General features: G+C 38.4%; 10 protein-coding genes and 1 riboswitch. Of the genes, 7 read left to right on the top strand and 3 right to left on the bottom strand.

Annotated elements, in window-relative coordinates:
* Nucleotides 1-144: 144 nt before the first annotated feature.
* Complete coding sequence (locus OLD84_RS07755) at nucleotides 145-1,023, bottom strand: GNAT family N-acetyltransferase (RefSeq protein ID WP_209462327.1); 879 nt, start codon at nucleotides 1,021-1,023, stop codon at nucleotides 145-147.
* Between the two features lie 289 nt (nucleotides 1,024-1,312).
* On the opposite strand from OLD84_RS07755, the gene OLD84_RS07760 reads away from it, so the two are divergent.
* The 3 genes from OLD84_RS07760 (at nucleotide 1,313) to OLD84_RS07770 (ending at nucleotide 5,384) form a co-directional block, all read left to right on the top strand.
* Complete coding sequence (locus OLD84_RS07760; RefSeq protein ID WP_209462388.1) at nucleotides 1,313-2,371, top strand: ABC transporter ATP-binding protein; 1,059 nt, start codon at nucleotides 1,313-1,315, stop codon at nucleotides 2,369-2,371.
* Nucleotides 2,372-2,539: 168 nt separating this feature from the next.
* Nucleotides 2,540-3,616 (top strand): extracellular solute-binding protein, encoded by a 1,077-nt coding sequence (locus tag OLD84_RS07765; protein WP_209462328.1) that lies wholly within the window; start codon nucleotides 2,540-2,542, stop codon nucleotides 3,614-3,616.
* An 82-nt stretch (nucleotides 3,617-3,698) separates the two neighbouring features.
* Nucleotides 3,699-5,384 (top strand): ABC transporter permease, encoded by a 1,686-nt coding sequence (locus OLD84_RS07770; protein WP_209462329.1) that lies wholly within the window; start codon nucleotides 3,699-3,701, stop codon nucleotides 5,382-5,384.
* Nucleotides 5,385-5,481: 97 nt separating this feature from the next.
* Here OLD84_RS07770 and OLD84_RS07775 read toward each other — a convergent pair whose 3' ends face one another.
* Entirely contained in the window at nucleotides 5,482-6,849 is a 1,368-nt protein-coding gene (locus OLD84_RS07775) for a sigma-54 interaction domain-containing protein (RefSeq protein ID WP_209462330.1), read from the bottom strand.
* 348 nt (nucleotides 6,850-7,197) lie between these two features.
* On the opposite strand from OLD84_RS07775, the gene pruA reads away from it, so the two are divergent.
* The 3 genes from pruA (at nucleotide 7,198) to OLD84_RS07790 (ending at nucleotide 12,922) form a co-directional block, all read left to right on the top strand.
* The gene (gene pruA / locus OLD84_RS07780; protein ID WP_209462331.1) at nucleotides 7,198-8,745 is read left to right on the top strand and encodes an L-glutamate gamma-semialdehyde dehydrogenase; all 1,548 of its coding nucleotides are present in this window, start codon (nucleotides 7,198-7,200) and stop codon (nucleotides 8,743-8,745) included.
* A 138-nt stretch (nucleotides 8,746-8,883) separates the two neighbouring features.
* Nucleotides 8,884-9,888 (top strand): proline dehydrogenase family protein, encoded by a 1,005-nt coding sequence (locus OLD84_RS07785; RefSeq protein WP_209462332.1) that lies wholly within the window; start codon nucleotides 8,884-8,886, stop codon nucleotides 9,886-9,888.
* A 316-nt stretch (nucleotides 9,889-10,204) separates the two neighbouring features.
* Nucleotides 10,205-12,922, top strand: coding sequence for a UPF0182 family membrane protein (locus OLD84_RS07790; protein WP_209462389.1), 2,718 nt, complete (start codon nucleotides 10,205-10,207; stop codon nucleotides 12,920-12,922).
* Between the two features lie 76 nt (nucleotides 12,923-12,998).
* On the opposite strand, the gene OLD84_RS07795 is transcribed toward OLD84_RS07790, so the two are convergent.
* Nucleotides 12,999-13,283, bottom strand: a complete 285-nt coding sequence (locus tag OLD84_RS07795; RefSeq protein WP_209462333.1) for a hypothetical protein — start codon at nucleotides 13,281-13,283, stop codon at nucleotides 12,999-13,001.
* A 112-nt stretch (nucleotides 13,284-13,395) separates the two neighbouring features.
* Nucleotides 13,396-13,493, top strand: a riboswitch (TPP riboswitch).
* Nucleotides 13,494-13,652: 159 nt separating this feature from the next.
* On the opposite strand from OLD84_RS07795, the gene tenA reads away from it, so the two are divergent.
* Entirely contained in the window at nucleotides 13,653-14,333 is a 681-nt protein-coding gene (tenA, locus tag OLD84_RS07800; protein WP_209462334.1) for a thiaminase II, read from the top strand.
* Nucleotides 14,334-14,443: the final 110 nt, after the last annotated feature.

The following is a 14,443-nucleotide window of genomic DNA, read 5'->3' on the forward strand; positions in this document are numbered from 1 at the left end:
ACTTCTCCGAAACTTAAGGTGGATTTTTCACCTTGATTTTGGTTTGAACTCTTTCAGTGTTTGTTTAATAAAGAAAAGCATAACATGCCAAAAAAGCCTTGCATCTGTGATGACAAGACTCTTAAAAACGACTTAAGAATAAATCTATAATTGTTCCCAGCGCGCTCTATCAACCCCAAATAACATCCATGGTGACGGCAACTCGAATGGATGATGATGGGGGAGAGAATGTGCTTCCTCCTTAGTTAGATCCATCCAGATGTAGGTATCATCTCCAGTTTCTTTCTTTAATTTGTGATAATCATTTGAAATTGTTTCCCATAATCCTTTTTGTGAAGCGAAATCATTCCATGGATAGACTGCATGCAAGTAATGGTTTTTCTTTTGGTCATTCTTTGTGATAACAAAGCGCGTTTTATCATCATTTTCATAGAACGACCATTTCTTTAGATCCTCTTCTTGAAATAAATTCGTTGCACCTGGAAAAGGATAATAACATTCATACGGGAAGATCGCTGCTGTTTTTACATACGTTTGTTCAACCCAGTCCTTTTTCTTTTGTAGATCGGTAATAGAATTCCAAGGCTTTGCACCAGACTCGAGGGAGGAGGTATCCTTTGTTGTAGCATTATGTAATGTTACGTAATTGGTTAACCTGTTTTTCTCCATCACACGTTGTGCCGATCTATTATGTTCTTCTGTGTTTGCCCCTACCCATTGAATATCATTTTGCTGAAAAGCTGTGTGTATCATATGAGACATCAAGGATGTTGAAAAACCGTTCCCCTTATATCGGCGATCACTTCTAAGTCTCCCTAACATTGCATAATTTTTTGCGTAAACAGTGTATCCACCCATACTGACGAGCTGGCCTTCCTGGAATACGCCAAATAAGCAATTAGGTTCTACCACAAGTCGTTCAAATATGTTCTTTACATAATCGTCTTCAATCCCAGTGTCCAAAGCTTCTACTTGAGGGTAGTCATCGTATTGTAAAAGCCGAATCGTAATAGTTGTATCCATATGTAACTCACTCCCCGACAAATATTTATTTTTACACCATGTCTTATTCATTATAAACATTTTTAAAAGATACTTAAAATGTAATATACTATTTTAATCTCCTTCTAGAAGGAAAAGGTTTACAATTCACAGTGACAGGGTGGTGAACAACGTTGACGCTTTCAAAATAAGTGTGCTATACTTTATCTTTAGTGATAATCATTCTCAACTAATTTTTAATAATTCTAAATAAGAAATTCAATATATACTGATAGATGAGAATAATCAATCGGTCTGGGAGGTAGGAATGATGAGTTTTATTCAACTTGAGAATATAACGAAACATTTTAAAGGCGGAGAGAAGCCTGCGGTTAACTCACTTCAATTAAATATCGAAAAAGGCGAGATTATCACGTTGCTCGGACCAAGTGGTTGTGGTAAAACGACAACGTTACGTATGATCGCAGGATTTGAGAATCCATCTGAAGGATCGCTACACATTGATGGGAAAGAAGTTTATAGTGATAGTCGTACCCTCCCTCCGGAAAAGCGTGGTATTGGAATGGTATTTCAGGACTATGCTCTATTTCCTCATATGTCGATTCTGAAAAATGTAATGTTCGGTTTAAACAAATGGAGTATAAAGGCAAAGAAACAACGTGCCGCTGAAGTACTGGAACTGGTTGGTTTAGAGGAGTATGCGCATCGTTACCCAACTGAACTTTCTGGTGGACAGCAGCAACGAATCGCTCTAGCTAGAGCCTTGGCCCCTCGACCGAACGTTGTTTTAATGGATGAGCCATTTAGTAACCTCGATGCTAGCCTAAGGGAAAAGATGCGTTTTGACGTGACAAACATATTAAGGAAAACAAATACAACGGCAATTATAGTCACGCACGACCAAAAGGATGCTTTCGCTGTATCAAATAGAGTAGTTGTTATGAACGACGGACTTATTCAACAAATAGCTACGCCGAAAGAAATGTATCGCTGTCCGAAGAACTGTTTCGTAGCTCAGTTTGTTGGAAAGACAAATTTATTAACGGGCACAATGGATACAGATTTAAAGAATATCCATACACATATTGGCAAAGTATCTTTACCGACGGAATGGCAGGAACATTTGGATACGGTTAAGGTTTCGGTTCGCCCTGAAGGTTGTCGGCTCTCAGAAGAGGGAGCGCACTGCGGTCAGGTTGAACGTGTTACCTATGGTGGAGAGTTTCAGGAACTTTATGTTCGACTCCCTGGTAAACAAGGGTTAACGGGAGAGCCTATGCTTATTAACGCTCCCGTTGAAAAAGATGTTGAAGTAGGTACAATGGTCTCATTTGATATAACACCTGAATTGGTTGCATTAGTAGAGTAGGTGGTTTAGCGACTACTTCGATTGGTGGAGGTAGTTGCCTTTTTATTAGATTAAAAGTATGTATAAACAATGATTCCTTATTTATAATTATTACAAATAAGATTATCTAAGTCAATAGATTTCTTATAGTTAATAATTATCTTTACATAAAAGACGGGAGAACTTAAAATGAAAAAAATTCTTATGTTTACGCTGTTAGCTCTATCTTTTGGAGCTTTAGCAGCATGTGGTGGAAATAACGGTGAAGCTGATAATGATACGGGTAATAATCAAGGCGAAGTGGAGGAACTAGATGGTGAACTTATCGTTTACTCATCACGTAATGAAACGTTTGTACAAGATTTATTAGATAAATTTACGGAAGATACTGGTGTGGAAGTAAGAGCGCTTCACGGTGCAGAGCCTCTCCAAATACAAGAGGAGGCGGGTAATGTTCAAGCAGATATATTTATTTCCAATGATATAGGGGCTTTGGAATACTTGAATCAACAAGATTTGCTGGAAGGTTATGAACCAGAAAATGTAGAAAGTATTGATGAAGAATATCGAGCGGAAAATAATGAATGGTTTGCTATATCTGCAAGAGCCCGTGGCTTTATTTATAATAAAGACATGATAGCTGAAGACGAAATGCCAACAAAAATGGATGATCTCTTGGATCCAGAGTGGTCTGAAGTAGATAATGGTTATGCGATTACTCGTGGTGGGAACGGCGGTATGATCGGAAACGTATCTGCGCTGCGCTATGAATGGGGTGACGAACGAACTTCTGATTGGATAATGTCTATCCAAGAAAATGCAGCAGGGATCCTGGATGGTCATGGGGACATTCGAAGAGCTGTAGGGGCTGGTGAGCATGCTTTTGGACTAGTGAATAACTATTATTACCACCAGCAGCTTGAAGAACCAACTAATAATAATGTGGGATTTATTTACCCGGATCAAGCTGAAGGTGAAATGGGAGCTATTGCAAACGCTGCAGGTTTAGGAATGGTATCAGGTGGTCCTAATGAAGAGAATGCTCATGCATTTATAGACTGGATATTGGAAGAAGAAAACCAACTAGCATTTGTGGGTGAATCGCTGGAAGTTCCAATTAACCCGGATCTAGAACCACCATTTGAGGAAGCTGTTTCATTTAGTGAATTAAATGTGCAAGATATGCCATTGGAAGAGCTTGGGAATTATTTTGAGGATACACGAACAATTATTGAAGAATCAGGGTTAGATTTAGAATTAAGATAACGTGTTTTTTGATTGTGCAGGCTAACAGGCTGACATAGCCTATGCTAAAAAGCTAGCTGCGTTTTTCTATAGGAGAGGGCATATGAGACGTAACAGGGACAGTCGAAATAAACAACATGATCAACAGAATGCCAAGGTTGGAGGTGAAAAATCTCCAGCCATTCTTCGTTTTGTCAATCGGAAATGGATAGATATATGGAACGGTAATCCGCCTGGCACTATATTGTTATTTATTGGCTTACTTGTAGCTTTAATTATGTCTGTACCCGTAATTTATGTGGTATGGAGATCTATTGCTGCAGGTGCGGATAGTTGGACCCGTTTATTAGGGGACCGAATTCCTGAACTTCTTTGGAATACACTGTCACTTACCGCTGCTGTAACTTTCTTTGCCATTAGTATTGGTGTTTCGTTGGCTTGGGTTGTCGTGCGAACCGATTTGCCAGGGAAGAAATTTTGGCAATGGATGATGGCTTTACCGCTTGTTATTCCTCCGTACGTTGGTGCCGTTACCTACATTATTGTATTTGGACCGAGTGGTTGGGTAGCCGATATATGGGGGGAAGCAACGTGGCTGACTAGTATTCTAGGAGATTATCCTCTAAATATTTACTCTTTTTGGGGGGCTTTTTTGGTCTTAACGATGTTTACTTATCCCTATGTATTTTTAATTGCTAGTGCTTCATTACGAAAAATGAATCGGAACTTTGAGGAAGTAGCTAGATCTCAAGGCATGACGACATCTCAAGTTTTCTTCAAGGTAAATCTACCTTTATTAAGGCCGGCCATTGGAGCTGGCGCTATCCTTATTTCGCTTTACGTATTGTCAGACTTTGGCGCGGTTGCCATGTTGCGTTATGTGACCTTTACTTCTGCCATCTACTTTCAACAGGCAGGTTTTGATATTGAATCAGCATCGGTTCTTAGTTTAGTGCTTATATTATTAACGATATTTATTTTATGGATAGAAGCGTATACACGAAAGAAAAATAAATTTTATCAAACATCAAACACATTTAAAGAGCCAGAAACGTTACGATTAGGTAAATGGAAGCCATTGGCAGTGGTTTTTGTCGTTTCCATTTTTAGTGTGGCAGTCGTTCTTCCGATTGCTGTACTCGTTTATTGGACAGTCGTAGGTGCCACTATGGGAGTGATTGATGAGCGTTTCTTTGAATTTGCCTGGAACAGTATTAAGGTGTCTGGATTAGCGGCGATCTTATGTATGATTTTAGCTACTCCAATCATTTACTTGAAGTCACGCCATCCTTCCTTGATATCGCAAGCAATTGATAAATTAAGTTACGCAGGATATGCGCTGCCGGGTGTCATTGTTGCTTTAGGAATGGTATTCATCTTTAATAATCATATTCCAGCACTTTACAATACATTTTACATGATTGCGATCGCTTTTGTGGTCAGGTTCTTACCACAAGCCATGCAATCGGGAGAGGCTTCATTGAGCCTGGTGTCTCCAAGGATAGATGAAGCAGCAAGAAGTTTGGGCTATCCTGCTTGGAAAGTAATGATTAAGGTAATTATTCCAACAATCCTACCAGGAATATTAGCTGGTGGAGCACTCGTGTTTGTAAGCTCTATTAAAGAATTACCTGCTACGTTGATGCTAAGGCCGCCTGGTTTTGATACGCTTGCTGTCCGGGTGTATTATGAGGCTTCAGAGGCAATTTATCATCAAGCAGCACCTGGAGCTTTGTTAATCGTACTAGTGTCGATCATACCGTTGCATTATTTATTAAGAAAATATTAGAAAAACGGGTGTCTCTACTGTAACGAAGCAATTATTAGACACCCGTTACTTATAGAACAATACACTATTAGATTTATAATGTTGCCTTACAATCCTATCAAATCCTGTATTTCCTCAATTTACTATATAGCGTAACCCTGGAAATGCCTAACTGATTAGCGGCTGCTGTTTTGTTTCCATTATGTTGCTCCAGCGCCTCTTCAATTCGCTTTTTCTCCATCGCTTCCTTTTCCTGGACTAAAGAATGATTGTTGGCTGTCTCTGCTAGATTACTAGGAGCAGAACTACTATGGAAAAAACTTAATAGATCCTGCTTTTTGATCACGGATTCTTCCGATAGGATAATTACGCGTTCGATCAGATTTCGTAGTTCTCGGACATTACCTGGCCACTGATATTGGAAAAGGGCTTCAACCGCGTCTTTCTCAAGTGTTGGCATAGGCACTTCATATTGGACGGAGAATTGTTTAAGAAATAATTTTGCCAATTCTGGAACGTCGTTGAGTCGCTGTCTTAATGGAGGCATAGTTAGTTGAATAACGTTTAGCCGATAAAATAAATCGGAACGGAATTGTTTCTCAACCATTTGCTGCTCCAGATTCTGATTCGTTGCTGCTATAAAGCGGACATTTATCGGTTTTCCAGAAGAGCTACCGACTTTATAAATAATGGATTCCTGTAGCACGCGAAGAAGCTTTACCTGCATATCCAGTGGCAGTTCCGCGACTTCATCGAGGAATAGGGTGCCGCCATTTGCCATCTCAATTTTCCCTGTTTTTCCTTTTCTCTCTGCACCTGTAAATGCACCACCTTCATAGCCAAACAATTCACTTTCAAATAAGGCTTCTGGTATGGCTCCACAGTTAACAGGGATGAAAGGACCTTCTTTGCGTGGGCTTGCCTCGTGAATCGCCCTTGCTACTATTTCTTTTCCTGTTCCACTCTCACCAAGAACCAGTGTTGTGGCGTCTGTTTTAGCAGCTTTACGTGCTAGTTGAATCGTTTGCTGTAACGGAAGGCTGTTTCCTTTTAGTCTTGAAAAAGGGTTTTCTTCTGTGTCCGTATAAACTTTTTGTCTTAATTCATTTAATTCCGTAGATGTAGTTAACAAGTTGTCGTTTAATTTTACAATTTGTGTAATATCCCGTTCTACGGATATGGATCCGATTAATTCGTTATTAGTTGTGAATATAGGGGAAGCATTGACGACTACATGTTTATCTTTGCGTGGGCGATGATAGGTACCTTGAACAGGTTTCTTCGTGTCAAGCACTTTTAAAACCATTAAATCATCGTCATGGAAAAAATTTGTTATCTGCTCCTGTATAATGTCAGACTCCTTAATGTTATAGGTTTGAACAGCAGCTTCATTCCAAAATATTACTTCTTTATGTTGATTAATAATGGTTATTGCATCATCCTCCATTGATAGAACAGCATCTAGATAATTGCTTGCATTCTTCATTAAGATCCCCCCATCAAAATTTCAAAGTGTAAACATAATTGTAAGCCATATTTACAGTGTTGTAAATATAGTTAACACATAATCCAGAATGTATCTTATAGATGAAATGATTAAAGGAACCTTGAATCGTTGCGCTGTTAACAATCGAATGATATAAAGTCAGAAGAAGATGAATTGGCATGGAATTTGCATAATAAATATAGAAGAGATTATTTTGAAAGCGTTTAATAATTTTTTAGTCAGCATACGTGCAGGCTTTTATACTCGCCATTAAAGGCTTGGAATAGGCAGTTTCTAGTAATCTCTTTTATGTGTAACGTGATAAACAAATTCAAGGAGGTTTTTATATTGGTTTTACCATTTATACATGAACCATTTACTGATTTTAAGGATGAAACGAATCAAAAAGAATTTGAGGCGGCACTCAAGAAAGTGAAAAGTGAGTTAGGCAAAGACTATCCATTGGTTATTAATGGTGAAAAAATTTACACGGATGATAAGTTGGTATCTGTTAACCCTTCAAATAAAAATCAAGTAGTTGGAAGCGTTTCTAAAGCAACAACGCAACATGTGGATCAGGCTATGAAAGCGGCAAATGAGGCACTTAAAACATGGAGAACATGGACACCTGAAGAACGCGCTGAAGTCCTATATAGAGCGGCAGCCATTGTTCGTCGCAGGAAGCATGAGTTTTCTGCATGGTTAGTGTATGATGCAGGCAAACCTTGGGATCAGGCTGATGGAGATACAGCTGAAGGTATCGATTTCATGGAATATTACGCTCGTGAAATGGTTGAACTAGGCAAAGGAAAAGAAATTAATGATCGTGTAGGTGAAAATAATACGTATTTCTATCAACCAATGGGACCAGGTGTAACGATTCCACCATGGAACTTTGCGTTTGCTATTGTATGTGGAACTACAGTTGCACCAATAGTTGCAGGTAATCCAGTATTACTAAAACCGTCTGAAAATACGCCAGTAATTGCTTATAAACTAGTGGAGGCACTAGAAGAAGCTGGTCTGCCAAAAGGTGTTCTAAGTTTTGTGCCAGGTGACCCTAAAGAAATCGGTGATTACCTTGTTGATCATCCGCAAACTCATTTTGTGAACTTTACTGGTTCGCGTGCAACAGGTGTCCGAATTATGGAACGCGCTGCGAAAGTACAGGAAGGCCAGAATTTCCTGAAACGTGTAGTCGCTGAAATGGGTGGTAAAGATACGATCATTGTTGATAATGATGCAGATCTTGATTTAGCTGCGGATTCAATCGTGAATTCTGCTTTTGGTTTCTCTGGTCAGAAATGTTCTGCTTGTTCAAGAGCCATTATTCATAAAGATGTTTATGATGAAGTGTTGGAGAAATCTATTGAACTAACGAAAGCATTAACAGTGGGCAATACAAGTGAAGATAATGTGTACATGGGGCCTGTTGTTAATCAAAAACAATTAGAAAAAATCCGAGATTATATTGAAGTAGGTAAGGATGAGGGAGTGCTTGCCTACGGAGGAGAAACGGATGATTCGGAAGGATATTTTGTGCATCCGACAATCTTTAAAGACTTAGATCCAAAAGCAAGAATCATGCAGGAAGAGATTTTTGGCCCAGTAGTTGGATTTACCAAAGCAGAAAACTTTGATGAGTTACTTGATATTGCGAATAATACAGAATATGGATTAACTGGTGCTGTTATTTCGAATAACCGTTCACATTTAAATCGTGCTCGTTATGAATTTCATGTTGGTAATCTTTATTTCAATCGTGGATGCACGGCAGCAATTGTTGGTTATCAGCCGTTTGGTGGATTCAAAATGTCTGGTACGGACTCAAAAGCAGGCGGGCCGGATTACTTGCAACATTTCCTAGAAGCTAAAACAGTAACAGAAAAATTTTAATAAAATGATATAGAACTCGTTGTGGCATCAGAATTCCTGTTGCCGCAACTCTTTATCTAGACTTCATGTTCATGGAAAAGATGTTTAGGTATCCATGAAGGAGAAATTTCCTTTAAACATCTAAAAGGAGATGCTGAGATGTCCAATCTAACAAGAGATTTTTTCATAGGTTTGTCCAATAATGAATATTTAAATAAAACTGCAAAAAAATGGGGATTCCGACTGGGCGCAGACAAGTTTGTTGCTGGTACTAATATTGAAAGCGTTACAAATATTGTTAAAGAGCTGAACAGCCATGGTATCACTTGCACACTCGATCGCTTGGGAGAATTTGTATCCGAACGAGAAGAGGCTACTGAAGCGAAAGAGGGATGCATCAATCTCTTAGAAAAAATAAAATCAGAAAATTTAAATTGTCATGTGTCGATAAAGTTAACCCAATTAGGATTAGATATTGACGAGAATTTTTGCGTGAACAATATGCAAGAAATTTTGCAGGTTGCGAATGCATACAATATATTTATTAATATTGATATGGAGGACTATGCGCGTTATGAACAAACCTTCGATGTCCTTCATATTTTAAGAAAAGAATATGATAATATTGGCACGGTGATACAGTCCTATCTTCATCGCACAGAATCAGATTTGGATCAATTACAGGATGTACGACTTAGATTGGTGAAGGGGGCTTATAAAGAAAGCGAAAAAGTTGCTTATCAAGATAAAAAGAAGATCGACCGTAATTTCATCCAGTTGGCTAAAACAAGGCTACTTGGGCGAACTTTCACCTCGATTGCAACGCATGATCACCATTTAATTGAGGAATTAATAGATTTTATCCGTGCCAACAATATTGATCAAGAGATGTTCGAATTTCAGATGCTCTATGGCTTTAGAAATGATATGCAATATAGTTTGGCAGAGGAAGGCTACAATTTCTGTACGTATATACCATTTGGCATAGACTGGTTTGGGTATTTTATGCGCCGAATGGCAGAGCGTCCGCAAAACATTAATTTGGTTATGAAGGACACACTTTATACGAAAGATAACAAGCTGAAGAAAAAGCCGGTTATAGCTGGTGGAGTTGCTGCTATCTTGTTCGTGTTGTTGTTATGGAAAAGGAAAAAGAATAAATGAGAAAATGAGAGGATTGAATGTTAGCAAAGAATAACCCTAGGTGTGCTCTCGGGCAAAACCTAGGGTTAAACTATATATATACATAGATCGCAATAGGTTGCTTTACATTTATAGCACCTATACACGATTGTTGGTATTTCTAGGTCTGGTATTAGGATATATTTGGCATATTGGGAACGTCGGTAAACTTTTAACTGGTAAAATATCATACTCTAAAATGTGTAAAGTATAAGGAAAGTATTCCATTAATCTGTTATCATGGATAGTGATAATGAATAGAATTATAGGGGGTTAACTTTTGGATGATAAAGGAAACATGAGTCAGCAACAAATAGAAAAATTTAAAAAGCTCGGTAGTCGTTTCGGCATTATTGTTGGGATACTGATCTTTCTTCTCGTAGTCGGAGTTATTGGGTTTCAATGGATTGTCGATTATATATGGATGGATTCGCTTGATTTCGGTAACGTGTATACTACCATTTTAGGCAGTAAAGTAATGCTTGGAGTAGTTGGTTTTATCTTATTTTCGGTAGTTACTTATTTCACGCTATTTTGGATAAGAAGGTCCTATACGAAACATTTTGATTCGCATCAACTGCCACCTATTATTCTGAAACGGAAAATAATGAATGCTTTGCTTTTGGGAGTTGCGATTATTGCCGGAGCACTTGGAAGTTTAATTGTGCAAGGAGTTGGCTGGGAACCTGCCTTGAAACTTTTAAACTATGCTTCATTTGGACAAACAGATCCGTATTTTAATATGGATATATCATTCTATATGTTTGTACTTCCATTCTTAGAGTTTATTGTATATCTATTACTAGGTTTGGGAATCTTTTTCCTCATTGTGGAAGTTGGAGCGTATTCCGTTTTTAATATGTACAGAATGAGTCGTTCAGCTCAACTGCATATGGGAATAACGCTAGGTATCATTGGGGTACTTTTGGCTTTTAATCACTTACTTGAGCCATATGGAACATTGTTGACGAATCAGGTAAACGTTTTTCAGCAGAGTGTCGTGCACGGATTAAGTTACACGGATAATTTAATTAACATACCAAGTTCTTATATATTGGCAGGAGTTGCAATTATCGGTACTGTTTGGGTGATTGTTGCTTTAGTAAGAGGGAAGCTTAATTCGATGCTAATTCCAATTGTGGCGTATGTCGTATTAGTAATTGCGGGGCAACTCGTATCTGCTGGTGTTCAGAATTTTGTCGTCTCACCAAATGAATTTTCCCAGGAAGAACAATATTTGGAGCATAACCTTAACTTTACGCAGGCTGCTTATGATCTAGATAATATAGAAGAAAGAGAAAATCCAGGGAATGATTCGTTGGATGAGGAAATGATAGAACGCAATGAATTGACGATGGATAATGTGCGGGTTAATGATTCTAGGCCGCTGCTTGATGTATATAATCAATTGCAGACATTCCGTACGTATTATCAGTTTAATGATGTTGATATTGATCGGTATGAAATTGATGGTGAATATGAACAAGTCTTTATCGGTGCAAGAGAATTAAGTACGGAAGATTTACCTGAACAAGCACAGACATGGTTGAATCAAACGTTGAGATACACGCATGGATACGGGGTTACAATGAGCCATGTTAATGAGATAACGTCACAAGGTCAACCGGAATATATGCTGCAAAACGTTCCACCAGAAGGGGACCTGGATATAACTCGTCCACAGATTTACTTTGGGGAAGAGGATTATGGAAATGTAATTGTTAATAGTGAAGTCGATGAATTCGATTATCCTTCAGGTGACGAAAACATGACCAGTCGCTACGAAGAAGAAGCGGGAATCCAGCTAAATGGAATGAATAGACTGCTGTTTTCATTGAATGAGGGTTCTTTCCGTATGTTAGTTTCCGATCAGGTGACTGGAGATAGCCAGTTTCTTGCAACAAGGAATATTATGGATCGTGTCAATCGAATTGCACCGTTTTTCGAATATGATCAAGACCCGTATATCTTTGTCAGAGATGACGGAAGTCTTGCCTGGATGCTCGATGCTTATTTAACGGCAGAAAGCTATCCGTATTCGGAGGGTTATGACGGCAATAATAATTACATTAGAAATTCAGTTAAAGTAACGATTGATGCATATACCGGTGAGGTCGATTTCTATATAGCGAATCCGGATGACCCACTATTACAAACATATCACAATATGTTCCCGGAACTTTTTACAGAGGAAATTCCACAGGATGTACAGGCCCACTTCCGTTATCCTGAGAGACTCTTTACCATTCAGGCCTCGATGTACGGGACTTATCATATGTCTGATCTAGAAGTATTCTATAATCGAGAAGATGTCTGGGAGTTCCCGACAGAGCTATACTTTGATGAAGATATTGAGATGGAGCCGTATTATGTTACGATGGAACTGCCTGAGTATGAGGAGGAAGAATTTATTCTGATGATGCCATTCACACCTCGAAACCGTCAGAATATGATTGCCTGGATGGGCGTGCGTAATGACGGGGAACATTATGGTGAAAAGTTTGTATATAATTTCCCTAAACAGAAAAACGTATATGGTCCACAGCAAATTGAAAATCGTATTAATCAAGATAGTAGGATTTCTCAAGAGTTGAACCTCTGGGCACAAGGTGGTTCAGAAGTTATACGTGGAAACTTGCTTGCTCTTCCGATTGAGGACACGGTCATGTATGTAGAGCCAATCTATATTGAGTCTTCCAATGAAACCTCACTGCCTGAAGTGAAACAGGTTGTCCTTGCTTATGAGGATCACATTGTCATGGAAGAAACATTTGATCAGTCTTTAGAACAAATGCTGACACTCATTGATCCTGAAACCGAGGTTGATGAGGATCAAATAGATGAGGAAATCGAAGAATCAGAAGAGCCGACAGGGCCATCTATAGAATTAGAAGAGGAATTAGAAGAGTTTTCAGGTCTGTTTAATGATTATCAAAATGCACTATCTGAAGGAAATTGGAATGAAGCTGCAGAAATTATGACAGAGCTTGAAACCAAAATAAATGAATCAGAATAATTATTTCATAAAGAAGAAGTGCTCCATTAAATTGGAGTACTTCTTTTTTGCTTTTCAGATAGGATAGAAAATAGCCCTACTTTTCAAGTTCTATTTCAATATCAATCTCTTCTCCTATATCTTCCCAGTCCTCATTGGATGCACCACTGAAAATCAAACGAATCGATTCAATATCTTCTGCTTTGGAATTTTCTAGAATATAAAAGGACGATCCAGATTTCGTGACCGGACCGATGAATTCACCATCAATATGCTCGCTAAAGAACATATCAGGTTCTAATTGCTCACCGGTATTCGTAGTCAAAGTAGCTTGTGATGCATAAAATATAGTATCCTCTTCCCTTGTATTTTCAACTTCCATGTCTACTTGGATATATTCCAGTTCCTCTGTGATCTATGAATCTTTGTATGTATATGCTTGCTTTCTTTTATTAAGTGTGCCTATACTAGTATTTAGAAACTGAATATATAAGTAATTCGACTAGGGGAGCATCTAAATGCTGAGAGATTAATTCGACCCTTTGAACCTGATCTAGATAACACTAGCGTAGGGAAGTGGAACTGGCAATTTTTTGGTGAATATTACTGTTGCTAAACCCATTCCTATTATACTAGTGATGGGTTTTTTGTTATATTTGCTCTCTTACTCAAAAGAGGTGAGACCATTCTAAATCGATTCTTTAAAGCAGTCTAATTATAAACACGTTCTCAATAGAAAGGGGAATATATGATGAGCAACTTATTTACGGATCAATTGTGGAAAAGAGTAGAACCAATTTGGAATTCTTACTTGGAACATCCTTTTGTTAAAGGTATTGGTGAAGGATGGTTAGATCACGATAAATTTAAGCATTGGTTGAAACAGGACTATGTCTACTTGATCGAGTACTCCCGTTTATTTGCCTTAGGAAGTGCCAAAGCGGACGATTTAAAAACAATGACAGCATTTGCGAAGCTTCTGTATGGTACGCTGGATATGGAAATGGAATTGCATCGTGAATATGCTAGTAAATTTGGTATTTCAAATGATGAGCTTGAAGCAACTAGGCTGGGATCTACTACAACGGCGTATACCAGTTATATGTTGAATGTATCTCAGCGTGGTGGAGTTGAAAATGTTGTGGCATCCGTACTTGCGTGTGCATGGAGTTATAACTTTATAGGAAAGGAACTTGCAAAATGGCCAGGAGCATTAGATCATGAATTTTTTGGTCGTTGGGTGAAAATGTATTCTTCTGATGAATTCACAAAAATAGCCGAGGATTGTAAGCATCTGATAAATGAAATAACGAAAGGTAAACCGGAACGTGAATTAGCTATGTTAGAAGATATTGTGGTCAAAACAAGTTTATTTGAATATATGTTCTGGGATATGGCAGAAAGTAAAGAGGATTGGCCAATTAATTTATAAGAGGATGTTCAAAAAGTCCGGTAAAAATGACACATCGAATTTCTTCGTTGGCTTGCTTTTCCGTTGTTCACGTATTAATTGCATACGTTCCACTACTCAAAGCTACGCCG

It is taken from the genome of Virgibacillus natechei (genome assembly GCF_026013645.1).
Taxonomy (GTDB): domain Bacteria; phylum Bacillota; class Bacilli; order Bacillales; family Amphibacillaceae; genus Virgibacillus_L; species Virgibacillus_L natechei.